The sequence below is a fragment of the Wenzhouxiangella indolica genome, from assembly GCF_042310355.1.
Taxonomy (GTDB): Bacteria; Pseudomonadota; Gammaproteobacteria; order Xanthomonadales; family Wenzhouxiangellaceae; genus Wenzhouxiangella.
This window is the reverse complement of record NZ_JBHJMR010000004.1, coordinates 1-22,084: the sequence shown is the minus strand read 5'-3', so window position 1 is coordinate 22,084 and position 22,084 is coordinate 1. Positions and strand designations below refer to the sequence as shown.

Here is a 22,084-nt window from a genome sequence, read left to right as displayed (position 1 = left end):
AACATGAAACGCCAAGAACTTTATACGAGTCGGCGCGGTCTCGGGCTCAAGCCCGGAATCCTGGTCGCCGCAATCGGTCTGGCCCTGGCGGCACAGCAGGCCCAGGCCATTGATCTGAGCACCGACGAGGTCGAGATTCGACTCGACTCCACGGTCAGCTATGGGGTCGGCCTGCGCGCGTCCGATCGCGACGACGACCTGGTCGCCAAGTCGCACTTCGACCCGCTGGTGGCCCAGCGGCCGCTCGACCAGCAGATCGCCACCACGGGCCGTTTCTCGGCCAACTCCGACGACGGCAATCTCAACTTCGATCAGTGGGATCCGATCTTCAATGCGGCCCGCATCACCTCCGAGCTGTCGGTCAATTTCGACAATTTCGGCGCTTTCGTCCGCGGCAACTATTTCTACGACTTCACCCTCACCGGGATGGACGAATTGCCCGAGGGCGCCAAGGACCAGGCTGGTGAACGCGCCCGCTTGCTCGACGCCTACATCTACGGTGATATTCCGCTCGGCGACCAGTTGTTGTCGCTGCGGCTGGGCCGACAGGTGGTCAGCTGGGGCGAAAGCACCTTCCTGGCCGGCGGGATCAACTCGATCAATCCGGTCGATGTGACCGCCCTGCGCACCGCCGGCTCCGAACTCAAGGAGGCTTTCCTGCCGCTGAACATGCTCTGGGGCAGTCTCGACCTCACCCCCAATCTGTCGGTGGAAGCGGTGCTGATGGGTGAATGGGATGCCGTGGAGGCCGAGCCGTCGGGTACGTTCTTCGCCACCAACGACTTCGCAACGGCCGGCGGACGCTACGCCATGCTCAACTTCGGCCTGGTGCCGCAGCCGGTCAACAACCCGGATCTCTACGACACGGTCTGCGGCAACGGCAATTTCGGGGCAAGCGATCGCGAGTTGCCGGTCGAGCTGATTGCCGCCGGTTGCGGCGCCTCGTTCCCGCGGGCGGCCGACAACCAGCCGGATGATCACGGCCAGTACGGCATCGCCTTGCGCTACTACGCGCCCTGGCTGAACGACACCGAGTTCGGTTTCTACCACATGCGCTACCACAGCCGACTGCCGGTGCTGTCCGGCCGGGCGGTCACCAACTCCGCGCCGTCGTCCGGTGCCGTGATCGTCGAGTATCCCGAAGACATCGACCTGTGGGGCGTGAGCTTCAACACCAACGTCTCGGGCTGGTCCCTCGGCGGGGAAGTGAGCTATCGCGAGAATGTGCCGCTGCAGATCGACGACGTCGAGTTGCTCTATGCCGGCCTGTCGCCCCTCAACGCGGCCATTCCCGAGCGCTATAACCAGTTCATCAGCCAGCTCGGCCAGTACGAGCCGGGTGACTACATCCAGGGCTACGAGCGTCGCGAAGTGTCCCAGGCCCAGTTCACGCTGACCAAGCTGTTCGGTCCCGGCAACTGGCTGGGTGCGAACGAGGTCGCGGTGGTCGGTGAGTTCGGTGCGACCCATGTCTGGGATCTTCCCGACCCGAGCGAACTGCGCTTCGAAGGACCGGGGACCGACACCTTCGGCGGCCCGTCGCGCCAGACCGGCGGCAACTCGCGCAGCCCGATCACCACCACCAGTGGTTACGCGACGGCCTTCAGCTGGGGCTACCGGCTGGTCTTCGCGCCGACCTACAACAACGTGTTCGGTACGGCCTGGAACATGACGCCGCGCCTGGCGCTCAATCACGACGTTCAAGGCGTGGCGCCCGGACCGGGCGGTAACTTCGTCGAGGGCCGCAAGCAGGCAACTCTGGGCGTAACGTTTGGCTACCAGTCCAAGTGGCAGGCCGGTTTCTCCTACACCAATTTCTTCGGTGCCGGAACCAACAACCTGCTGGGCGACCGCGATTTCGTCTCGGCGTCGGTGAGCTACTCCTTCTGATATGACTTCAAGCCAAGGGAAGAAGCGAATGCGCTACAACCTAACGTTACTACTGGCACTGTCCGGAATGGTCGCCCTGAGCGGTCCGCTGGCAGCGCAGGACGAAGAAGATTCCGGCCAGGAAATGGTCACGACGTTCGAAATTTCCGACGCCGACGCAGTCATTCCGCGCTCGCAGGAAAACATCGCTCGCCTGGGTGACGACCTCACCCCGATGGGTGCGCCCAGGGCGGGAAACGAGGATGGCACCATTCCCGAATGGGACGGTGGCCTGACCCGCGAGGACTGGCCCGACGGCTATGAGCCCGGTGATCGTCATCCCGATCCCTTCGCCGACGACGAGCCGCGCCTGAAGATCACGGCCGAGAACTACGAGGAGCACGCCGATTTGCTGTCCCCGGGTCAGCAGGCCATCTTCGACCGCTACCCCGAGTCGTTCTACATGAACGTCTACCCGACGCGCCGCAGTGCATCGTTTCCGGAGCGCATCTACGAGATGACCCGGCGCAATGCCGAGACCGGGCGGCTGGTGGCCAACGGCGAGGGCGTCGCGGACGTGGCCGAGGGGTTTCCATTCCCCCTGCCGCAGAATGCGCGTGAACTGATCTGGAACCACAAGATGAAGTACAAGACGGTCGGCAGCGTGCGCTACTGGAACCAGGTGGTTCCGACCGCTGGCGGTAGCTATACCCTGATCAAGCTGCGCGAGGAGATCCTGGGTTTGTATTTCAAGGAAGGCATGACCCTTGACGACATCGACAACGTGCTGCTGTACTTCTTCCAGGAAGTGGAATCGCCGTCTCGCCTGGCGGGCAACATTCTGCTCGTGCACGACTCGCTCAACCAGGTGGCGAAGCCGCGCCAGGCCTGGGTTTACAACCCGGGTCAGCGCCGCGTCCGGCGCGCCCCCAACGTGGCCTACGACAATCCTGGTACCGCCTCGGACGGCCAGCGCACCAGCGACATGACCGACATGTTCAATGGTGCGATGGATCGCTACGACTGGGAACTGGTCGACAAGCGCGAGATGTACGTACCCTACAACGCCTACAAGGCACACAGCGCCGATCTCGAGCCAGACGACCTGATCAAGCCGGGGCATCTCAACCCCGAGCACCTTCGCTACGAGCTCCACCGCGTCTGGGTAGTCGAAGCCACGCTTCGGGACGGCACGCGCCATCTCCATCCGCGTCGCACCTTCTACATCGACGAGGACAGCTACCAGATCCTCATGATCGAACACTACGACCAGCGCGGCGATCTGTGGCGGATATCCGAGGCGCACGCGATCAACTTCTACGACCAGCCCCTGGTGCAGCCCACCATGGAGTCGACACTGGACCTGCAGTCCGGGCGCTACATCGTCAATGGCGTGAACAACCAGGATCCGGTCGATCAGTTCAATCTCGACCTGTCGCCGAGTGATTACACGCCGCAGGCCTTGCGGGTTCGCGGCCGACGCTAGATCGACGACGACGGTTGGAGTCAGCGCCCGGCGCTTGCCGCCGGTGCGCGCCATATAGAAAAGCAGAGGTTCCAATGATCAGGACATTCAACAGCATCATGACACTGGCCGCCGCGGTCTCGATGACCGTACTGCTGGCTTCCTGTGCGACCTTCCAGTCCGGTGAGGAACCGGAGGCTCCAACCGAATCGAGTGCGCCAGCCGGGGATCAGACCGACGCGGGCTCTGCCGAAACGCGAGGGGATGACGACGACGAAATGCGTGACCGTTTCGAGTCCGAGTCGGAAGGCGAGACGCAGGAGGCCCGCGCGCAAGCCCGGCGAGAGGCTGAAGAGCAGGCGGCAGAGGAAGAGGCGGCGCGCGAAGCCGCCGAGCGAGCGGCGGCCGAGCGGGCTGAAGCCGAAGAGGCCGAGCGTGCCGAAGCGCAGGCTCGGGCCGAAAGAGAGGCCGCCGAGCGTGAAGCAGCCGAGGCCGCTGCCCGGGCCGAGGCCGAGCGTGAAGCAGAAGCGGAACGCCGGGCGGCCGAAGAAGCCGAACGCGCCGAGGCCGAAGCACAGGCGCAGCGCGAAGCGGCTGAACGGGCGGCAGCCCAGGAAGCCGCCGGTGCCCAGAATGGCGCCGATGCCGACGAGACGAGCACCGCCCAAGCGGGCAGCGGTGCGGATGAGGCCGCAGTCGAGGAAGAGGACGCCGCGGTCGAGGAAGAAGAGCAAGCGTTGGCCGAGCGCGCGGACGCTGAAATGGACTCCACCGAGTCTGACGCGGTCGGCGAGGCCACGGAGAACCCGGTCACGGCGACTTCCGACTCCGATTTCATCCTTGCGCGAACCGAAGAGAACATCGCCCGACTCGGCGACGACCTGACCCCGATGGGCTCGATCCGTGCCGGCAATGAAGACGGTACGATCCCGGCCTGGGACGGCGGCCTGACACGCGAGGACTGGCCCCAGGGCTACCAGATTGGCAATCGTCACCCCGATCCCTTCGCCGAGGATGAGCCGCTGTTCACGATTACGGGAGACAACTACCAGGATTATGCCGACCGCCTGTCAGCCGGGCAGGTTGCGCTGTTCGAGCGCTACCCGGACACCTACTTCATGAAGGTCTACCCGAGCCGTCGTTCGGCCTCCTTCCCCGAGCGAATCTACGAGGCTACGATCGACAACGCCGCGACTGGCCAATTGGTCGCCGATGGCGAAGGTGTCACCGACGTCTACGAGGGCTTTCCCTTCCCGCTGCCGCAAAACGCCTACGAGCTGATGTGGAACCACAAGCTCAAGTACAAGGGCATCGGCGGTGCCCGTTACAACAACCAGGTCGTGCCGACCGGCAGCGGCAACTTCCAGCTGATCAAGCTGCGCGAGGAATTACTGGGCCTGTATTACCAGGAAGGCACGTCGATCGAGGACACGAACAACATCCTGCTGTACTTCTTCCAGGAGGTTGAGTCACCGGCGCGCCTGGCGGGCAATATCCTGCTTGTGCATGAAACGCTTAATCAACTCGAGCAGCCGCGACAGGCCTGGATCTACAACCCCGGCCAGCGCCGCGTTCGGCGCGCACCCAACGTCGCCTACGACAACCCGGGCACGGCATCCGACGGCTTGCGCACCAACGACATGACCGACATGTTCAATGGCGCAATGGATCGCTACGACTGGGAGATCGTCGAGAAGAAGGAAATGTATATCCCCTACAACTCTTACGGTGCGCACAGCGGTGACGTCACGCCCGACGACCTGGTCCGTCCGGGGCACCTCAACCCCGAGCACATGCGCTATGAACTGCATCGCGTCTGGGTCATCGAAGCCAACCTGAAGGACGGAACGCGTCACACTCACCCGCGCCGCACCTTCTATCTCGACGAGGACAGCTACCAGATCGCGCTGACCGATCACTACGACCAGCGCGGCGAGCTCTGGCGCGTGTCGGAAGCCCACACGATCAACTACTACGAACTGCCTACCTATTGGTCGTCGATCCTGTCGCACATGGATCTGCAGTCCGGGCGCTACGTGGCCACCGGCCTGGACAACCAGGATCCGGTTCCGAGCTTCAACGTTAAGCTCAGCCCCAGCAACTATACGCCGCAGGCATTGAGAACCCGGGGCAGGCGCTGATTGCAGTCGATGAATGAAGCCCGCGGGGCCGGCCGAGTAGCCGGCCCGCTTTTCCTGGAGCCCCATAGATGAACCACTTCAAGCGAATCGTGACGGCGCTGCTGTTCCTGCCGCTGCCGCTGCTCGCACAGGAGTCGTCGCAGTTTATCGAGCCGCAGACCGCGGAGCAGGTCCCGCTGGCCGATGAGTCCCTGATCCTCGATATTACCCGCGCGGGCGGACGCTACGTCGCCGTGGGAGAGCGCGGCCATGTCCTGCTCTCGCGCGACGGACTGGAGTGGGAACAGGCCGAGGAAGTGCCGGTTCGTGCAACCCTCACTCGCGTTGAATTCTCCGGCGGCCGCCTGTGGGCCGTCGGTCACGATACGACCATCCTGTTCAGCAGCGACATGGGCCGGACCTGGACGTTGCAGAATTTCGATCCCGAGGCGGAGCGCCCCCTGCTGGACCTGCACTTTTTCAACGCCAACGAGGGCATTGCCATCGGCGCTTATGGCCTGATCATGAAGACCAGCGACGCCGGCAGCAACTGGGAGTCGATCGAAATGGCTGACGTGACGACTTCCGAAGCAATCGACTGGGGAGAAGCCGCCGAGGCCGCCCGGGAGCTTGGCGATACGCCCGGAGATGAAGCGGACGGTTCCGATGAATTTTACGATGCTTCCGAGGATTTCGATCGCGGCTGCTACGAGTTCCTCGAGTGCCACCTTAATGCCATCCTCGCCCTCGACGAGGATCGACTGATGATCGCCGCCGAGCGCGGATACGGCTTTCGCAGCACTGACCGGGGCGAAACATGGGAAGCCTTCCGCTTTCCCTATCCCGGCTCGATGTTCGGGCTCTTGTCCACCAGCAACGGCGTCATGGCTTTCGGTCTGCGCGGCCACGTCCAGCTCAGCCCGGATTTCGGCGATAGCTGGGACCTGCTCGAGTCGGGAATTCAGTCGACCCTGATGGGCGCCGCGCTTGATCCCGACGGCAATCCCGTGATGGTCGGCGCCGGTGCCGCGATCTTGACCTACAGGCTGCGAACCGGCGATTTCCGGATCAGCGAGGATCGACTGGGCAGTGACTATGCCGCCGTGCTTCTTGCCGACGACGGCACCATGATCCTGGCCGGAGAAGATGGGCTGACTCATGAATGAAGGACCGACAATGACTCGCCGCATGGCCGATTTCATTTTCAGCGTTCGACCGCTGATCCTGCTGGTTTTCCTGCTCGGCACGGCGGCCATGCTGTTCTACACGCTGCAACTGCGTGTCGATGCCGGCTTCAAGAAGCAGCTGCCGCTCGAACACGAGTACATGCAGACTTTCCTCGACTACGAGCGCGAGTTCGGCGGCGCCAACCGCATCATGGTCGCCCTCATGGCCCGCGATGGCGAGATGTTCACGCCAGAGTTCTTCCGGGCCTTCGAGGAAGTCAGTGATCGCGTGTTCTTCGTGCCCGGCGTGGACCGGGCCAGCGTTCGCTCCATTTTCACGCCCAACGTGCGCTTCGTGGAGGTCGTCGAAGACGGTTTCGCCGGCGGCAACGTGATTCCGGCCGACTTCTCGCCTTCGGAGGAGATGTTCGAGACGGTGCGTTCGAACATCATCAAGTCCGGCGAGGTCGGGCGCCTGGTCGCTGAAGACTTCTCCGGCGCCATGGTCTGGGCAAACCTGCTCGAGGAAGACCCCTCGACCGGAGAGACGCTTGATTACCAGGACGTGGCCGAACGGCTTGAAGGGATTCGCGCCGAGTTCGAGAACGAGAACCACAGCGTTCATATCATCGGCTTTGCGAAAATCGTCGGTGACGTGGCCGACGGCGCGCGCGGCGTCGTGCTGTACTTCGGCGTCGCCTTCCTGATTACCGCGGCGCTGCTGTTGCTCTATTCCCACTCGATCTGGCTGACCGTACTGCCCCTCGTCTGTTCGGTCACCGCCGTCGTGTGGCAGCTCGGACTGTTGAGCCTTTTGGGCTTCGGCATCGATCCGATGAACATTCTCACGCCTTTCCTGGTCTTCGCCATCGGCGTCAGTCACGGCGTACAGATGATCAGCGGCTGGAATGCCGAGAAGCTCTTCGGGGGGCACTCGCCGATCGGGCTGGTCCAGGAGGGGATCCCGCTCGAAGACGTCAAGACGGTCTCGAGCCTGGAAGCGTCCAAGGCCGTTTTCGCGCGCCTGCTCGCTCCCGGCGCGATTGCGCTGTTGAGCGACACCATCGGGTTCTTGACCATCCTGCTGATTAACATTCAGATCATCCAGGAGCTGGCCATTACCGCCAGTATCGGTGTGGCGGTGATTATCTTCACCAATCTGCTGCTCCTTCCGGTCCTGCTGTCGTACGTACGGCTCCGCAATGAGGACAAGAAGCGCGAGAAACAGTATGCGGCCAGCCAGAAGCCCAGCCTGATCTGGGACTTCATGGCCAGATTCACGCACCGCGGCGTCGCCGTGGTCGCGGTAGTCGTTGGCGTGGTCGTGTTCGCCGGTGCCTGGGTCAAGTCGCAGGACATGAAGATTGGGGACTCCGAACCCGGGGTGCCGGAACTGCGCGAGGACGCCCGCTACAACCGGGACGCGCGTCTGATCGCCGATCGTTTCTCTCTGGGTACCGATGTGATCAGCATCATCGCGCAGACGCACACCGGGGCCTGCACCGAGTCCTACGACGTGATGCGCGCTATCGATCGATTCGCCTGGCATATGCGCAATGTCGAGGGCGTGCAGCAGGTGATCACCCTGCCGATGGTTGCCAAGATGGTTGCCGCCGGCTGGAACGAGGGCAACCTTCGCTGGCAGGTTCTCCCGCGCAATCCCTACATCCTGCGCCAGAGCCTGCAGAACATCGAAACCGACAGCGGGTTGCTCAACAGCGACTGCAGCGCGATGCCGGTCATGGTGTTTACCGAGGACCATCGGGCCGAGACCATCGACCGGGTGGTCAACCGGGCCCACGAATTGCAGGAAGAAGTGGAAGTCGAGGCCCTCGGCTACCAGCCGCCCGGCGAGGCCGGTCACGGCCACTGGCCGGAGGAAGGCGATGCACCGCCGCTGGTCTTCCGCCTCGCGACCGGAAACGTCGGCGTCATGGCGGCGACGAACCAGGAAGTGGCCAAGGCGCAAACGCCCATGCTGCTGTATGTCTACGCCGCCATCGTGGTGCTGTGCCTGATCACCTTCCGTACTGTTCTGGGCACGCTGTGCATCGTGTTGCCGCTGGTGCTCGTCAGCTACCTGGCCTATTCCCTGATGGCTTTCATGGGCATCGGGCTGAAGGTCAATACCTTGCCGGTCGTCGCCCTCGGTGTGGGTATCGGTGTGGACTACGGCATCTATATCTTCAGCCGCATGAAGAGCTTCATCGATGCCGGCGTATCGCTCGACAACGCCTATTACCGGACGCTGCGCCTGACCGGTCGCGCGGTGTTCTACACCGCCGTGACCCTGGCCGTGGGAGTGGGAACCTGGTTGTTCTCCGACCTGAAGTTCCAGGCCGACATGGGCGTGCTGCTCGGCTTCATGTTCATCTTCAACATGATCGGCGCGATGCTCCTCCTGCCGGCCCTGGCCCGCGTGCTGCTGGGCTGGAAGGAGAAGGCTCGCAGCCGTTCCTGAAACGGACTTGGAACCACCGAAGGCACCGAAGACACCGAAAGCCCGGACTGAGTTTCCTGGCTCCTCGGTGAATCCGGCGTGTTCGTTGGTTACCTGTTTTTGATATGGCTGATCAACCGATTGTCGTGCTGTCATCCGGCGGGAAGGACAGCCTCTTCATGCTGGAGACGTTGCGAAGCGATCCCGCCTGGCGGGTCGAGGCCCTGGTCACCACCGTTAACGAGACCAACGGGCGGGTGGCCATGCACGGCACGCCGGAGTCACTCCTGCGCGCCCAGGCGAAATCGCTGGGCCTGCCACTGACGGTGATTGGCCTGCCCGAGAATTGCGACAATCACGAATATGAGACTCGCCTGGCCGAGGGATTGGCGCCTTTCCGCGAGGCGGGCATCGAGCACATCGCCTGCGGCGACCTGTTTTTGGACGACATCCGACAATGGCGGGAAAGCAGTTTCCAAGCCATGGACTGGCGACCGATCTTTCCGATCTGGGGTACCCCGACGTCTGAACTCGTTCGCGAGCTTCTGGCAGTGCCCTGGCAGGTGGTGATCACCTGCATCGATACGCAAGCCCTTCCCGAGTCGCTGCTCGGCCGCTTTCTGGACCAGGAACTGGTCAATAGCCTGCCGCCGAACGTCGATCCCTGCGGTGAAAACGGCGAGTATCACAGCTTCGTCTGCAACGGCCCCGGTTTCGAGCACTCGATCGAGGTCGTCCAGGGCCGTCGGGCCCTCACCCATGAACGCTACTTGATGCTGGACCTGCAAGCGGCCTGAAGGAACAAGCGGCCCGGCGGGCTTGCGTGGGTCGCCTGCTCAGCCCGCCGGGGACGGGTCGGATTGGACATCCTCGACCAGGTCGCAGACATGCGTGATGCCGTCGACGATGCGCGGCGTCGGGCGTACCAGTCGTTCGGCATCGACCGCCGCCAGGCGAGTCCTACCCTGCTCGACCATCCGGGTCTCACGCCAGATCGCCAGCGGATCGCCCTCCGGCTCGTCGGTGCCGGCGATGATCAGGTTAGGACTTCGGGCGATGACCGCCTCGCGATCGATGGACGCCGCTTCGCCCTCGATATCGTCGAAGGCATTACGCGCGCCGCAGATCTCGAACACTTCCGTGATCACGTGGGCAGCACCCAGCGTGAACAGGGGCCGCGCCGAGACCTGATAGAAGATTGAGACCCGATCCTCGCCGTCATGTCGCTTGCGCAGCGCATCGAGCTTCCCACGATAGGCCTCGACGGCTTCTTCGGCTTCCTGCGCTGAACCAATGCGCTCGCCGATGCGAATCACCGCCTCGCCGATGTCATCGAGTGTGCGGGTCTCGATCCAGAGCACGTCGAGGCCGAGCGCTTCGAGCCGCCCGACGACCGCCTCGGGCGTGCCGCCACGCCAGGCCAGGGCCAGGTCGGCATCCAGGCCGAGAATGGTCTCCATGTCAAAGCGAAAGGCGTCACCGATGCGCGGCAACTCCCGAGCCGCCTCGGGCCAGTCGCTGTAGGCCACAACGCCAACCAGGGTATCGCCGGCCCCGGCCGTGTAGGCCAGTTCCGTCAAATGCGGCGCCAGACTCACCACCCGCGGTTTCTCTTGCGCCGTCAGCAGGGCGCTGAGCGCCAACAGCAACAACACGCAGACCGGCCGCATGCCTCTGGAGAGCCACGAGTCCCGAGTTCCGAGTTCCGAGTCCCGAACCCTAGATCTGATACGCATAAGCGAGGGTAATCGTCAGTACCACCCAAAGCACCAGCATCAGCGGCAAGCCGACCCGCACGAAGTCGTTGAACTTGTAGCCGCCGGCATTCATTACCAGCAGGTTGGTCTGGTAGGCCATGGGCGTGGCGAAACTCAGATTGGAACCGAACAGTACCGCCAACACGAAGGGTTCGGCCGGAAGCATCAACTGCTGCGCCAGGCTGATCGCGATGGGCGTGCCCATGACGGCCGCGGCGTTGTTGGAGACCACGTTTGTCAGGGCCGCCATGGCGAGCATGAGCAACCCCAGTATGGCCCAGGAAGGAATACCGAAACTCAGCGCGACGAAGATCTGCGCCAGCCAGTCGGCGCCGCCGGTGCGCATCAGCGCCGCGCCCAGGGCCAGGGAGGCGACGATGATCATCACGACCTGGATGGACAGGGCATTCATCGCCTCCTTCCAGTTCAGGCAGCGGCTCAGCAGCATGGCCAGTACGCCGGCGACCGCGCTGATCGCGATCGGCAGGATGCCGAACGCGGCGACAATCACGACCAGGGCCATGATCACCAGCGCGATTGGCGCCTTGGCCGTCTTGGGCAGGTTCACCGAACCGTCAAGCACCAGCAGGTCGCCACCTTCCTTGAGCTGATTCAGGCGCGAGCTCGGCGACTGGACCAGCAAGACATCGCCCGAGCGCAGCACGGTGTTGTCCAGTCCGGTCGAGCGGGTCTGGTCCTCTCTGTTGTAGCGATGCAGGGCCAGCAGCCGCAGGCCGTAGCGCGACAACAATCGCGCCTCGCTGATGCGCGACCCCACCAGCCGCGACTGCGGGGTCACCGCCACTTCCGCGATCTTCTGGTCGCCGGGCCCGAGCGGGTGTGCATCGTCAACTTCCACGTCGCCGGAAAACAGTCGGCCGCCGAGCAGGTGGGCGAACTCGCGCAGGTTGTCGCGCGTGTCGGTCGTGGTGATGCGGTCACCGGCCTTGAGCGATACGTCCGGAAGTGGTGTGACGAATACGCCCGGACCGCGCTGGATTTTCTCGACCTTCATGTTGCCGCTGCAGCGCTCGATCGACTCAGCCAAGGTTTTGCCGACCACCTCGCTGGACTTGCCCAGCCGGATCTGGGCCGTGTAGAGGCGCTTGACCGTCGACTGCATCGGCACCTGGCGCTCGGGAATGAGGCGCGGCGCGATCAGCCACAGGTAGAGCGTGGAGACCGCGCCGGCGATCGCCGCCGGCACGATGAAGTCGAACATGCGAAACGGCGCCACGCCCATGTCGGCTGCCACGGTAACCACGAGAAGATTGGTCGAGGTCCCGATGGTCGTCGACATGCCGCCGACGATGCTGATCAGCCCGACCGGCAGCAGCATGCCGGACGGCGACTGCCCGGTGCGCATGGCCACCCCAATGAGAATCGGCAGCAGCATGACCACGATCGGCGTGTTGTTGATGAACGCGCTCAGAACCGCGCAGACCAGCAGGGTCGCGAGCATCGACAGGGCCGGCGCCTTGCGCCAGGAAATGGCCAGCATGCGGCCGACCGGCTCCAGCGCGCCGGAGCGGATCAGGCCGTGCCCGAGGATCATCAGCGAACAGACCGCGATCAGGGCCTGGTGGCCGAAGCCGGCGTAGAAGTCCGTCGGGCTGAGCTCGCGGCCGCCCGAACCGGTGTAGGGAAAAACCTGGAAGCCAATGGTGAGAATCGCGAGCACCACCAGGGAACTGGTCTCGAGCGGAATGCGATCGCGCGAGAACAGCACCAGCGCCAGCAGCACCAGCAGCAGGACGCCAATCGCGTGGTAATTGGGCAGGGCGAGACTCATAGAGCGCCGATTTTACGCATAAACGCCCCGGCAAGGCGGGGCGGGTCTTCAGACACCGGCCTCGTCGAGCTGCCTCTCGGTAGCCTCGAGCGTGTGGACCGGCGCCAGGCAGCGCTGTCCCAGGCAAACCATGGCCACCGCCCGGTCGCCTTGGGCGAAGTCCCTCAGGTGTTCGGGAAGGTCGTCGCTGGCGCCATCCGCTTGTATCCGGTAGACGTGGCAGTGAGCCCGCGCGGCGAGCTGCCGCTGCCAGTGATCGACCGGCTCGCGCGGGCCGGCCAGCACCACCTGTGGCCGGGGATGGTCGAGCTGCCGCCAGGCGCGCAGCAGGGTTGCGTGCGCCAGGGGCGAGCGCGCCAGGTCACCGCGGGCGGCATCGACCGCCCGGCGGGCGGCTTCGATCAGCTTCGCGTCGCCGCACAAATGTCCCAGGCGGGCCAGGCCCAGCGCCGCCTGCCCGGCGCCCGCCGGGGTGGCGTCGTCGGCGTGCGCCAGCGGTCGCGTCAGCAGGGTCTCGTAGTCGCTGGGCGTGAGGTGCAGCGCGCCGCTTCGTTCGTCGGCAAACTGTTCCACGATGCGTCGGGCGATGCGGCGCGCAAGATTGAGCCAGCGCGTCTGGAAACGCCACTCGAGCAACTCCAGGCAGGCGAGCAGGACATTGGCGTGATCGTCGAGCAGCGCCGTCTGGGCACTGCGTCCCTTGCGCCAGACCGATCGGGGCGGTTCCTGGCCGAACAGGTTGACCGCCACACCGTCGAGCGCGGCGGCGGCGCGCTCGAGCCAGTCTTCCCGCTCGAGCAGGCGACCGGCGGCGGCCAGGTTTTCGATCATCAGGCCGTTCCAGCTCGCCAGCATCTTGTCGTCGCGACCGGGAGCAGCACGCTCGCGCCGGGCCTCCAGCAGCCGCAAGCGGGCCGACTCGAGCAGGCGATCGATCTGCGCCGGGTCGAGTTCATCCTCGACCAGCTCGCCCCGGGAGCGGGCAATCACCAGGTGCCAGTACTCACCCTCGAAGTTGGCTGGGCCGTCCAGCCCGAAGCGGGCGGCGAACAGTTCCCGCTCCCCGGCGGTCAGGCGTTCGGCCGCTTCCTTGCGCGTCCAGACGTAGTAGGCCCCTTCGCCATCGTCGCTGTCGGCGTCGAGGCTGGCGGCGAAGCCGCCGGGCTCGAGCGACATGTCGCGCTCGAGCCATTCGACCAGGCGAACGCAGACGGTCCGGAAATCCTCGCGCTTCCAGCGCCGGGCGGCCTCGGCGTACAGGCCCAGCAGCAGCGCGTTGTCGCACAGCATCTTCTCGAAGTGCGGGATCTCCCAGACGGCATCGACGCAGTAGCGGAAGAAGCCGCCGCCGAGATGATCGTGCAGGCCCAGCCGGGACATTGCGGTGAGCGTGTCGCCGAGCATCTGCGACGGGTGCTCGCCCTCGATCTCGCCCAGGGCTGCAAGCAGCGGGGCCTGGGGAAATTTCGGGCCCTCGCCGAAACCGCCGTTGTCGCGGTCGAAGCGCGCGCCGGCCTCCGCGCGCAGCGTCTCCAGGGCCGAGTCCAGGTCGCTTTCGTCGGCCGGGTGCGGTGTGGCGACCGCCTGGAGGGCCTCTTGCACCTGCAGGTGCTGGGCGCGCAGTTCTTCCCGCCGCGTCGACCAGACCTGGTGGATGCGTGCCAGCAGATCGCCGAACGCGACCATGCCGCCGGCGGGTTCGGGTGGAAAATAGGTGCCGGCGAAGAACGGCGCCTGGCTGGCCGGGTCGAGAAACACGGTCAGCGGCCAGCCGCCCCCGCGGCCGGTCAGCAGCTGGTGGGCCAGCTGGTAGATCCGGTCGAGGTCGGGACGCTCCTCGCGGTCGACCTTGATGTTGACGAAGTACGCGTTCATGCGCTCGGCGATTTCGTCGTTCTCGAAGCTCTCGTGCGCCATCACGTGACACCAGTGGCAGGCGCTGTAGCCGATCGACAGCAGGATCGGCCGGTCGAGCGTCCGGGCCATGGCCAGGGCCTCGCGATCCCAGGGCTGCCAGGCCACCGGATTGTCGGCATGCTGCAGCAGGTACGGGCTCAAGGCTTCGCCCAGGCGGTTTTCGGTGGGGGTGTTGGTCATGCCCTCATGGTACGGGATGGGGGAAGAGGGTGGTGTTGTGGATTGGGGGCTCGCGGGCTCGGGACTAGGGACTAGGGACTCGCGGACTCGCGGACTCGCGGACCGCGGACCGCGGACCGCGGACCGTGGACCGCGGACCACAGGGCCTCCGGTGGCCGGTTCGATCTGCGATAATCTTCGCCCATGAACCAGTCCGAATTCTATTTCCACAGCATCGATCCGGTCGCCATCGAGATCGGCGGTTTCGCCATCTACTGGTACAGCTTGATGTACCTGGTGGCCTTCGGGGCCTTCTGGTTGCTGGGCCGCATCCGCGCCCGGCGCGAGGATGCGCCGATGCGGCCCCACCAGGTCGGTGACCTGCTTTTCTGGGGCGTGATCGGTGTCATCGTCGGTGGCCGGCTCGGCTACGTGTTCTTCTACGGCCTGGACCAGCTGATGGCCGATCCGCTGTTCCTGTTCCGCATCCGCGACGGCGGCATGAGCTTTCACGGTGGACTGATCGGCGTTCTCGTCGTGATCTGGGCCTATGGCCGCCACCTTGGCTGCGGTTTTCTGCGCCTGAGTGACTTCGCCGCGCCGCTGGCGCCGATCGGGCTGGCGGCCGGGCGCCTGGGCAATTACATCGGCGGCGAGCTGTGGGGGCGAACGACCGACGTGCCCTGGGCGGTGATCTTTCCGCAGTCCATCCAGGCCGGCGGGGGCGCCTCGCAGACCCTCCACGAGCAGTACCTCAGCGGCGCGCTCGACGAATTCGCCCGCCACCCTTCCCAGCTGTACCAGGCCGCACTGGAGGGCCTGGCGCTGTTCCTGATTCTGTGGATCTATTCCGCCCGCCCGCGGCCGACCGGCGCCGTCGGCGGTGCCTTCCTGGCCGGCTACGGCGTTTTCCGCTTCGTCGCCGAGTTCTTCCGCGAGCCCGATGCCCATCTCGGCTTCGTCGCGCTGGACTGGATGACCATGGGGCAGATCCTGTCGCTGCCCATGTTCGTCGCCGGCGTCGCCCTGATGACCTGGGCCTACCGGGGGCGGGCATGAGAAATTACCTCGAGCTGCTGCGCCACGTCCGCGACAAGGGCACGCGCAAGGACGATCGAACGGGCACCGGCACCCTGAGCGTATTCGGTCACCAGTTGCGCTTCGACCTGGCCGAGTCCTTTCCGCTGGTCACGACCAAGAAACTGCACCTCAGGTCGATCATTCACGAGTTGCTGTGGTTCCTGCGGGGGCAGACCAACATCGCCTATCTCAAGGCGAACGGCGTGAGTATCTGGGACGAGTGGGCCGACGAGTCGGGCAGCCTGGGGCCGATCTACGGCACCCAGTGGCGTTCCTGGCCCGCGCCCGATGGGCAAACCATCGACCAGCTCGACGAGGTGGTCGAGCAGATCCGGCGTCGGCCCGACTCGCGCCGGCACGTGGTTTCCGCCTGGAATCCCGCGCAGCTGCCGGACGAGTCGGTTTCACCGCAGGACAACGTCCGCGCAGGTCGCATGGCGCTGGCCCCCTGTCACTGCCTGTTCCAGTTCTACGTTGCCGACGGCCGCTTGAGCTGCCAGCTCTACCAGCGTTCCGCCGACTGTTTCCTCGGCGTGCCCTTCAATATTGCAAGCTACGCCCTGCTGACGCTGATGGTCGCGCAGACCACGGACCTCGAGCCCGGCGAGTTCATCCACAGCTTCGGCGACGCCCACATCTACCTGAACCATCTCGACCAGGTCGACGAGCAGCTGTCCCGCACGCCGTATCCCGCCCCGCGCATGCGCCTTCTCAATCGGCGCGAGAGGCTGCAGGATTTCGAGTTCGAAGACTTCCGGCTGGAGGACTACCGCTGCCACCCGGGCATCAAGGCGCCGATCGCCGTGTAGTTGTTCAGCCTACCTCAGGAGCTGCCGGCGAGTGCTTCGCCGCCGTCGACTTCGGAGAGTTTGCGAAACACCGCCAGCGCGGCACCCACGAACAGGGCCATGACAACCCACAGTCCCGACAGGAAGCCGACGACGTCTTCCGTCCAGGCGCCCTGGAAGTAGTCGATCGTGGCCGCCGGATTTTCAGCGGGCGTGAAGCTCATGCCGGTCATGGCGGTGTAGTGCATGCCGCAGACCGCCAGGCCCATCAGCAGCGGGCTGAACAGGCGTGCGGCGCCGCGCCAGTGCACGATGATGCGCAGGGCCGCGGTGGCCGCGACGATGGCGATGCCGATCGACACGGCAGTAACGAGGTTGTCGTGCTGCATCCCCATGGGCATGCGCATGGCCGACATGCCGACGTAGTGCATGGCCGCCACGCCGAGTCCGAAGGCCAGCCCGGCCGCCAGCCAGGCCATGACGCTTTCGCGCCAGCGATAAGCGACGTACAGACCGATGCCGGAAAGCAGGATCGGCAGGCCCAGCGACAACAAGGTCGTGCTGGTGTCGTAGGTCACCGGCCCTTCCATACGGAATGCCAGCATGCCCGTGAAATGCATCGCCCAGATGGCGCAGCCGCCAAAGACCACGGCCGCCAGGCTCAGCCAGCCGAAATTGATGCGCCCGTTGCGCTCGACGATGAAATCGGCCAGGAACAGACTGATCAATGCGCCGACGACCGAGATTGCGTAAGACAGCGCAACCAGCGCCAGGTCGTGGCTGGCCATAAAATTCTGCATGTTGGAACCCCTTGGGTTGAAGAAATCAGCGCCGAGATGATGATCATCAAGCTTCAAAGTGCCGTGAAAGCCCCCGAGCTCCGAACGAGCGGGCACCCGTCGCCGAGTCCGGAACGTTAAGATGGGTCGCTCCTCCAAACGCGAGCCTGGATAAGCCGATGGAACTGGTTCTGGTTGCGGCCATGGCGAGAAACCGCGTGATCGGGTCCGAGGGCGGAATGCCCTGGCACCTGCCCGCCGACTTGCAACACTTCAAGGCGGTCACCGTGGGGTCGCCGGTGATCATGGGGCGGCGCACCTTCGAGTCGATCGGTCGACCCCTGCCCGGGCGCCGCAACATCGTCGTCAGCCGGTCTCGTCCCGAACTGGCCGAGGGGGTCGCCGTCGCCGCCGACCTGGACGAGGCGCTTGCCCTGGCAGATGCCGAGCGCGTGATGGTGATCGGCGGCGGGCAGGTCTATCGCGCCGCGCTGCCCCGGGCCGACCGGCTGGAGTTGACCTTCATCGACGGCATGGTGACCGGCGACACCACCTTCCCCGAGTGGTCTGCGCTCGAGTGGCGGTTGTCGGCGATGCAGTCCCGGCCGGCCGACGAAAAGAACCCCTACAACCTGGTCTTCGCGACCTTCGAACGGGACCGTTCGCACGCGTAATGCCCTCGGCGGGTACAATGTTTGGCCCGCCAAGGCACATCTGAAGCATGGCTGCCGCTTTTCGCTCCAACGCCAACCTCGACCAGTACTGGCCGGACAAGCGCCGCGTCACGATTGTCGGTGCTGTCTGGAACCTGCTGCTGGCCATCGGCAAGATCCTGGCCGGGATCTTCGGGCAGTCGCAGGCGCTGATCGTCGACGGCATGCACTCGCTCTCCGACATGGTCTCCGATGCAGTGGTGCTGGTGGCGGCGCGCTGGAGCGCGATCGAGGCCGACCACAACCATCCCTACGGCCATGGGCGGATCGAAACCGTCGCCACGGCGATCGTGGGCGTGCTGTTGCTGGCCGTGGCCATCGGTTTCATCGTCGATGCCGTGCTGCGCCTGCTCGACCCCGAGCGTCTGATGCAGCCCGGTTGGCTGGCGCTTTGGGCCGCCGCCGCCTCGGTCGGCATCAAGGAAATCCTGTTCTGGTACACGCGCCGCGTCGCCCGCCAATCCCGGTCGAACCTGATCATGGCCAACGCCTGGCACCATCGCTCCGACGCACTCTCGTCGATCGTCGTGATCGCCGGCGTGATCGGCGCCATGGCCGGGTTCCTGTGGCTCGATGCCGTGGCCGCCATCCTGGTCGCCGGCACGGTGGCGGTGATGGGCGGGCGCTTCGCCTTCGATTCCCTCGTGGAGCTGGTTGACACCGCTGTTCCGCCGCGCGAGCAGAAGCAGTTGGCCAGGATCATCCTGTCGGTCGACGGCGTCCACGATTTCCGCGACCTTCGCACGCGCCTGATGGGCGGGCAGATCGTCATGGATGTCTGCATCCTGCTTGACCCGCAGCTGACCCTCGACGAGGCCAACCGCGTTGCGGCGATGGTCCGGACGCGGCTTCTGAGTGAGTCGACCGAAGTCTTCGACGCGGTCGTCAGCGTTGCCCCGCTGCGCGCACCCCGGATGCGGCGGTCGGCCTGATGGGGCGCCGGATCTTTATCGGCGACCTGCAGGGTTGCTGCACGGCTTTCGAGCGCCTGCTCGAGCAGCTGCGATTCGACCCGGCGGCCGACCGCCTGTTCATGGCCGGCGACCTGGTCAATCGCGGCGGTGAGTCGCTGGCGGCATTGTGCCTGGTCCACTCGTTGCGCGATGTTTCGGTCACCGTGCTGGGCAACCATGACCTGCACCTGCTCGCTTACGCCCGCGGGCGGCTGGGCAAGACCAACGCCGAGTTCGACGAGATCCTGGCCGATCCGCGCGGCGACGAACTGCTCGCCTGGCTTCGAGGCTGCCCGCTGGTGTGGCTCGACGAGCGCGACGGTCTCGCCATGGTGCACGCCGGCGTCGATCCGCGCTGGGGGCCGGGGCAGGCGCGGGAATGCGCGGCCGAAGTCGAGCATGCCCTGGCCGGTTCGCCCGAAGCCTTCTTCGCCGATATGTACGGCGACGAGCCCGATCGTTGGCACCCCGATCTGCCGCAGGCCGAGCGGCTGCGGACCATCACCAACGTCCTGACCCGGATGCGCTTTTGCAGCGCCGACGGCCGCCTGGACCTGGCGGGCAAGGGCGGGCCGGAGAGCGCATCGCCCGGCTTTGCGCCCTGGTTCGAGCATATCCATCCCGACTGGCGACGCTGGACCCTGGTGTTCGGCCACTGGTCGCAGCTGGGCCTCTATCGCGGTGACGGCGTGGTCTGCCTGGACAGCGGTTGCGTTTGGGGTAATTCGCTGTCGGCGCTGGTGATCGAGGGTGACGAGCGGCGTGTCGAGTCCGTCGACTGCGGCGGGCGCTGAACAGCGACGCCGCTTCAGTCCTCCGACAGGGCAGCCAGCACAGGCGCCATATCCGGGCGTTTTGCCGTCCAGATTTCGAAGGCGAGCGCGGCCTGTCCGACGAGCATGCCCAGTCCGTCGTGCACCGCCAGTGCGTTGTCGCCACACCAATCGGAGAAGCTTCCGTGCGCCGGTCCGTAGTTGAGGTCGTAGGCCACGGCCGAAGGCGTCAGCCACGATCGGTCCAGCGGCGGCAGGGCGCTGTCGTGACCGGCGCTGGTCGACTGGATCAGTAGATCGAACCGGCTCCCCGGGTCGGATTCGAACCCGCCGCCGTCGATTTCTCCCAGGTGGGCGAACTTGTCGGCCAGGCGCTCGGCGCGCTCGGCGGTGCGGTTGACCAACATCACGCAGGCCGGCTCGCGATCGAGCAGCGGACCGAGAATGCCGGCGACCGCTCCGCCGGCCCCCGTTATGAGAATGCGGCGGCCGCCCGGATCGATGCCCAGTCGCTCGAAATCCAGCATCAGGCCCGCGCCGTCGGTGTTGTAGCCCTGCCAACCGTCGTCGGCAAGAGAAAGCGTATTGACTGCACGGGCCTGCCGGGCCTGGCGATCAACGCGCGTGCACAGCTTGAGTCCGGCCTGCTTGAGCGGCACGGTCAGATTGGCGCCCGTGCCGCCCTGGTTACGAAACGTAGCGAGCCGATCGGGCAGCTCGTCGATGCCGGCCTCGATGGCGGTGTAGTCGACGTCGATCCCCAGCTGCTCACCGAACAGGCAATGAATCCTGGGCGACAGGCTGTGCGCGACCGGCTGGCCGAAAACTGCCAGTTTCACTCTTGGAGCGCTCATTGGGCGAGATGGAACGAAAAGAAAAAATTGTCCACAGATGAACACAGATGAACACAGATGAAAGAAGGAAATACCATAAAGGACAGAGCAAACACTGACGCCTGCCCACCAGCCCCGGATGTGGTGATTCCTCTTTTCACTATCTGTGTTTATCTGTGTTTATCTGTGGACAAATTCTTGTTTTCATTCTTTTCAGCCCTTCAACAACTCGGCGGCTTCGAGGGCGGCGTAGGTGAGGATGCCGCTGGCGCCGGCGCGGCGGATGGAGGTCAGGGTCTCGAGCAGGACCTTGTCGTTGTCCAGCCAGCCGCGGGCCGCGGCCGCCTTGAGCATGGCGTACTCGCCCGAGACATGGTAGGCGAACGTCGGTACGCCGAAGGTCTCGTGGATGCGCCGGATGATATCGAGGTAGGGCAGGGCGGGCTTGACCATCACCCAGTCGGCCCCTTCGTCGAGATCGAGTTCGACCTCATGCAGCGCCTCGTCGCTGTTGCCGGGGTCCATCTGGAAGCTTTGCTTGCCGGACTTGCCCAGGTTGGCAGCCGAGCCGACCGCGTCGCGGAACGGCCCGTAGTAGCTCGAGGCGTACTTGGCCGCGTAGCTGAGGATCAGGGTGTTGACGTGGCCGTCGGCCTCGAGCTGCTCGCGGATGGCGCCGATGCGCCCGTCCATCATGTCCGAGGGCGCCACCACGTCGGCGCCGGCGGCGGCATGGGACTGCGCCTGGCGAACCAGGGCATCGACCGTGCGGTCGTTGAGCACGTAGCCGTCTTCGTCGACGATGCCGTCGAGGCCGTGGCTGGTGTAGGGATCGAGCGCCACGTCGGTGATCACGCCCAGCTCCGGAAAGCGTGATTTCAACGCCCGCACGGTCGCCGGCACCAGCCCATCCTCGCTCCAAGCCTCGACCGCGTCCTCGCTCTTGCGATCGGCCGGTACCACCGGAAACAGCGCCATGGCCGGAATGCCGAGTTCCAGGCAGCGCTCGGCCAGCTCGAACAGGCCGTTGTGCCCGACGCGCTCGACGCCCGGCATCGAATCCACCGCCTCGCGCCCGTTTTCGTCTTCCAGCACGAAGGCCGGCAGAATCAGGTCGGCCGGCGACAGCCGGGTCTCGCGGGCCAGTTCACGCGCGAATCGGCTCGCGCGCGCTCGGCGCATTCGGGTTGCGGGGAAGTTCATTTCGTTGGAGCCTGTTTGCGATCCGGCCATTATAAAGCTCGGGCGCTTGCTTCAGCGGCGGGCGCAATGGTGCACCCACGGTGTGGGTCGGGGGCGCGTGTCCGGCGGACGGTTGAGCGCTGAATCTTTGGGGCGTTTGGTGGGTTGGTGCCACCGGACGTTCGGGTGGCCTCGACACGTCAAAGGCGTTTCGCCCGCCTGCTTCGCAGGCTGATGGCGAGTAACTTTTTCTCCAGAGCAAGAAAAAGTCACCAAAAATTGCTCTTCAAAGTCAAAG

Annotated in this window: 17 protein-coding genes; 11 read left to right on the top strand and 6 right to left on the bottom strand. The window is 65.0% G+C overall.

Annotated features, from left to right (window positions below; genetic code table 11):
* Window positions 1-3: 3 nt before the first annotated feature.
* The 6 genes from ACDC67_RS06620 (at window position 4) to ACDC67_RS06595 (ending at window position 9,857) form a co-directional block, all read left to right on the top strand.
* Entirely contained in the window at window positions 4-1,890 is a 1,887-nt protein-coding gene (locus tag ACDC67_RS06620; RefSeq protein WP_376691669.1) for a DUF1302 domain-containing protein, read from the top strand.
* A gap of 28 nt (window positions 1,891-1,918) precedes the next feature.
* On the top strand, window positions 1,919-3,355 hold the full coding sequence (locus ACDC67_RS06615) for a DUF1329 domain-containing protein (RefSeq protein ID WP_376691668.1): 1,437 nt from the start codon (window positions 1,919-1,921) through the stop codon (window positions 3,353-3,355).
* A gap of 74 nt (window positions 3,356-3,429) precedes the next feature.
* The gene (locus ACDC67_RS06610; RefSeq protein ID WP_376691666.1) at window positions 3,430-5,475 is read left to right on the top strand and encodes a DUF1329 domain-containing protein; all 2,046 of its coding nucleotides are present in this window, start codon (window positions 3,430-3,432) and stop codon (window positions 5,473-5,475) included.
* 68 nt (window positions 5,476-5,543) lie between these two features.
* Window positions 5,544-6,620: a WD40/YVTN/BNR-like repeat-containing protein gene (locus ACDC67_RS06605; protein WP_376691664.1), complete on the top strand. Its 1,077-nt coding sequence runs from the start codon at window positions 5,544-5,546 to the stop codon at window positions 6,618-6,620.
* A 10-nt stretch (window positions 6,621-6,630) separates the two neighbouring features.
* Window positions 6,631-9,081, top strand: coding sequence for an efflux RND transporter permease subunit (locus ACDC67_RS06600; RefSeq protein ID WP_376691662.1), 2,451 nt, complete (start codon window positions 6,631-6,633; stop codon window positions 9,079-9,081).
* Window positions 9,082-9,185: 104 nt separating this feature from the next.
* Complete coding sequence (locus ACDC67_RS06595; RefSeq protein ID WP_376691661.1) at window positions 9,186-9,857, top strand: Dph6-related ATP pyrophosphatase; 672 nt, start codon at window positions 9,186-9,188, stop codon at window positions 9,855-9,857.
* Window positions 9,858-9,896: 39 nt separating this feature from the next.
* On the opposite strand, the gene ACDC67_RS06590 is transcribed toward ACDC67_RS06595, so the two are convergent.
* From ACDC67_RS06590 to ACDC67_RS06580, 3 genes are read right to left on the bottom strand one after another with little or no spacing between them, the layout of a single operon-like run.
* Entirely contained in the window at window positions 9,897-10,730 is an 834-nt protein-coding gene (locus tag ACDC67_RS06590) for a helical backbone metal receptor (protein ID WP_376691660.1), read from the bottom strand.
* Window positions 10,731-10,779: 49 nt separating this feature from the next.
* A complete protein-coding gene (locus ACDC67_RS06585) occupies window positions 10,780-12,609 on the bottom strand; it encodes an SLC13 family permease (RefSeq protein ID WP_376691659.1) in 1,830 nt (609 codons plus the stop codon).
* A 48-nt stretch (window positions 12,610-12,657) separates the two neighbouring features.
* Entirely contained in the window at window positions 12,658-14,706 is a 2,049-nt protein-coding gene (locus tag ACDC67_RS06580) for a thioredoxin domain-containing protein (protein ID WP_376691657.1), read from the bottom strand.
* 183 nt (window positions 14,707-14,889) lie between these two features.
* Between ACDC67_RS06580 and lgt the strand changes: the two genes are divergently transcribed.
* A complete protein-coding gene (gene lgt, locus ACDC67_RS06575; protein WP_376691656.1) occupies window positions 14,890-15,744 on the top strand; it encodes a prolipoprotein diacylglyceryl transferase in 855 nt (284 codons plus the stop codon).
* Complete coding sequence (locus tag ACDC67_RS06570) at window positions 15,741-16,574, top strand: thymidylate synthase (RefSeq protein ID WP_376691654.1); 834 nt, start codon at window positions 15,741-15,743, stop codon at window positions 16,572-16,574. Before lgt ends, ACDC67_RS06570 begins: the two co-directional genes overlap by 4 nt.
* Window positions 16,575-16,588: 14 nt before the next feature.
* Here the strand turns inward: ACDC67_RS06570 and ACDC67_RS06565 are convergent, their stop codons facing one another.
* Window positions 16,589-17,353, bottom strand: a complete 765-nt coding sequence (locus tag ACDC67_RS06565) for an MHYT domain-containing protein (RefSeq protein ID WP_376691653.1) — start codon at window positions 17,351-17,353, stop codon at window positions 16,589-16,591.
* Window positions 17,354-17,511: 158 nt separating this feature from the next.
* Here ACDC67_RS06565 and folA point away from each other — a divergent pair, with 158 nt between their 5' ends.
* The 3 genes from folA to ACDC67_RS06550 are packed head-to-tail and all read left to right on the top strand — an operon-like array spanning window position 17,512 to window position 19,792.
* Window positions 17,512-18,006 carry a type 3 dihydrofolate reductase gene (folA, locus tag ACDC67_RS06560; protein WP_376691651.1) on the top strand — a complete coding sequence of 165 codons (495 nt, stop codon included), beginning with the start codon at window positions 17,512-17,514 and terminating at the stop codon, window positions 18,004-18,006.
* Window positions 18,007-18,053: 47 nt separating this feature from the next.
* The gene (locus ACDC67_RS06555) at window positions 18,054-18,977 is read left to right on the top strand and encodes a cation diffusion facilitator family transporter (RefSeq protein ID WP_376691650.1); all 924 of its coding nucleotides are present in this window, start codon (window positions 18,054-18,056) and stop codon (window positions 18,975-18,977) included.
* Entirely contained in the window at window positions 18,977-19,792 is an 816-nt protein-coding gene (locus ACDC67_RS06550; RefSeq protein WP_376691649.1) for a symmetrical bis(5'-nucleosyl)-tetraphosphatase, read from the top strand. The genes ACDC67_RS06555 and ACDC67_RS06550 overlap by 1 nt, the downstream gene beginning before the upstream one ends.
* A gap of 14 nt (window positions 19,793-19,806) precedes the next feature.
* Here the strand turns inward: ACDC67_RS06550 and aroE are convergent, their stop codons facing one another.
* Both aroE and hemB read right to left on the bottom strand, forming a co-directional pair.
* Window positions 19,807-20,610, bottom strand: a complete 804-nt coding sequence (gene aroE, locus ACDC67_RS06545) for a shikimate dehydrogenase (protein ID WP_376691648.1) — start codon at window positions 20,608-20,610, stop codon at window positions 19,807-19,809.
* A gap of 207 nt (window positions 20,611-20,817) precedes the next feature.
* A complete protein-coding gene (gene hemB / locus ACDC67_RS06540) occupies window positions 20,818-21,807 on the bottom strand; it encodes a porphobilinogen synthase (protein WP_376691646.1) in 990 nt (329 codons plus the stop codon).
* Between the last annotated feature and the right edge of the window lie 277 nt (window positions 21,808-22,084).

Bases quoted from the DNA above. Each gene is read 5' to 3' on its own strand.
- ACDC67_RS06620 (WP_376691669.1), top strand. From the start codon at position 4: ATGAAACGCCAAGAACTTTATACGAGTCGGCGCGGTCTCGGGCTCAAG.
- ACDC67_RS06615 (WP_376691668.1), top strand. From the start codon at position 1,919: ATGCGCTACAACCTAACGTTACTACTGGCACTGTCCGGAATGGTCGCC.
- ACDC67_RS06610 (WP_376691666.1), top strand. From the start codon at position 3,430: ATGATCAGGACATTCAACAGCATCATGACACTGGCCGCCGCGGTCTCG.
- ACDC67_RS06605 (WP_376691664.1), top strand. From the start codon at position 5,544: ATGAACCACTTCAAGCGAATCGTGACGGCGCTGCTGTTCCTGCCGCTG.
- ACDC67_RS06600 (WP_376691662.1), top strand. From the start codon at position 6,631: ATGACTCGCCGCATGGCCGATTTCATTTTCAGCGTTCGACCGCTGATC.
- ACDC67_RS06595 (WP_376691661.1), top strand. From the start codon at position 9,186: ATGGCTGATCAACCGATTGTCGTGCTGTCATCCGGCGGGAAGGACAGC.
- ACDC67_RS06590 (WP_376691660.1), bottom strand. From the start codon at position 10,730: ATGCGGCCGGTCTGCGTGTTGTTGCTGTTGGCGCTCAGCGCCCTGCTG.
- ACDC67_RS06585 (WP_376691659.1), bottom strand. From the start codon at position 12,609: ATGAGTCTCGCCCTGCCCAATTACCACGCGATTGGCGTCCTGCTGCTG.
- ACDC67_RS06580 (WP_376691657.1), bottom strand. From the start codon at position 14,706: ATGACCAACACCCCCACCGAAAACCGCCTGGGCGAAGCCTTGAGCCCG.
- lgt (WP_376691656.1), top strand. From the start codon at position 14,890: ATGAACCAGTCCGAATTCTATTTCCACAGCATCGATCCGGTCGCCATC.
- ACDC67_RS06570 (WP_376691654.1), top strand. From the start codon at position 15,741: ATGAGAAATTACCTCGAGCTGCTGCGCCACGTCCGCGACAAGGGCACG.
- ACDC67_RS06565 (WP_376691653.1), bottom strand. From the start codon at position 17,353: ATGCAGAATTTTATGGCCAGCCACGACCTGGCGCTGGTTGCGCTGTCT.
- folA (WP_376691651.1), top strand. From the start codon at position 17,512: ATGGAACTGGTTCTGGTTGCGGCCATGGCGAGAAACCGCGTGATCGGG.
- ACDC67_RS06555 (WP_376691650.1), top strand. From the start codon at position 18,054: ATGGCTGCCGCTTTTCGCTCCAACGCCAACCTCGACCAGTACTGGCCG.
- ACDC67_RS06550 (WP_376691649.1), top strand. From the start codon at position 18,977: ATGGGGCGCCGGATCTTTATCGGCGACCTGCAGGGTTGCTGCACGGCT.
- hemB (WP_376691646.1), bottom strand. From the start codon at position 21,807: ATGAACTTCCCCGCAACCCGAATGCGCCGAGCGCGCGCGAGCCGATTC.